The sequence below is a fragment of the Streptomyces sp. NRRL WC-3549 genome, assembly GCF_000721935.1.
Classification (GTDB): domain Bacteria; phylum Actinomycetota; class Actinomycetes; order Streptomycetales; family Streptomycetaceae; genus Streptomyces.
This window is the reverse complement of sequence record NZ_KL585389.1, coordinates 85,448-86,522: the sequence shown is the minus strand read 5'-3', so window position 1 is coordinate 86,522 and position 1,075 is coordinate 85,448. Positions and strand designations below refer to the sequence as shown.

Sequence of the window (1,075 nt, the reverse complement as noted above, 5' to 3'; positions counted from 1 at the left end):
CGCGGCGCGCCGTCGAAGCCGCTCGTGCCCCGAACCGTGCGGAGGCACGCTCGGGGCACGGGCGCACACCGGCGCCGCGGAACCCGTCCGGGCCCCGCGGCGGGCGTCGCGGAACGCTCAGAGAACGCCGGACGCGGAGACGGCGATCGGCGCCTTGGTCTGGCCCGACTGGGAACCGTAGCTCTCGATCTTGCGGACGAGCTCCATGCTGGGCTCGTCGGCGACCTCGCCGAAGACGACGTGCTTGCCGTCCAGCCACGGGGTGGCGACGGTGGTGATGAAGAACTGCGAACCGTTGGTGTTCGGGCCCGCGTTGGCCATCGACAGCAGGCCGGGCTTGGTGTGCTTCAGCGTGAAGTTCTCGTCGGCGAACTTCTCGCCGTAGATGCTCTTGCCACCGGTGCCGTTGCCGCGGGTGAAGTCGCCGCCCTGGAGCATGAATTTCGGGATGACACGGTGGAAGGGGGATCCGGCGTAGCCGAAGCCCTTCTCGCCGGTGGCCAGTGCGCGGAAGTTCTCCGCGGTCTTGGGTGCTACGTCGTCGAACAGGTTGAACACGATCCGCCCGGCGGGCTCGTCGCCGATGGTGATGTCGAAATACGCCTTGATGGTCATGGGTCCATCCTGACATCACCGGCCGCCGCCCCGTGCACGGACCCCGCCCGGAACGACCGCGTGGCGCGCGGTCGCGCATGTGCCGCGTGCGGCGCGCCGCGGAGCCCTTCCACGGTGCCCCGCGCCGTCCGGGTGGCCGGCCGGCTGGCGTTCGGCACCCCTCGCGGGGGCGGCCGCCCCCGTGTACCCGCCTCGTGCCGTGGGCGGGCAGTTCACGCGTGCCGCCCGGAGGTCCCGGCGCGGGGGCGCGATCCGGACGCACCGGCCCCGCCGGTGGGCGGCGCGTTCGCCGGTGTCGGCGGGTCCACCTGCACCGTCCTGGCGAGCAGGGTCACGGCGAGCGCGGTGCCCGCCGTGGTGAGGTGGCGGAGGTGGGTGCGGGGGTGCCGCTCCGTTTCGCGGACCACGCGCCTGGTGGGACCAGTGGCGGGACCGTACGGGATCGGGCGGCGCACCCATC

At 73.1% G+C, this 1,075-nt stretch carries 1 protein-coding gene and 1 pseudogene; both read right to left on the bottom strand.

Annotation, left to right across the window (positions count from 1 at the left end; all coding sequences use genetic code 11):
• Nucleotides 1–117: 117 nt before the first annotated feature.
• Nucleotides 118–615 (bottom strand): peptidylprolyl isomerase, encoded by a 498-nt coding sequence (locus IH13_RS0107760; RefSeq protein WP_031082252.1) that lies wholly within the window; start codon nucleotides 613–615, stop codon nucleotides 118–120.
• 212 nt (nucleotides 616–827) lie between these two features.
• Nucleotides 828–1,075 (bottom strand): annotated as a pseudogene (locus IH13_RS0107755) (hypothetical protein); the annotation flags it as partial.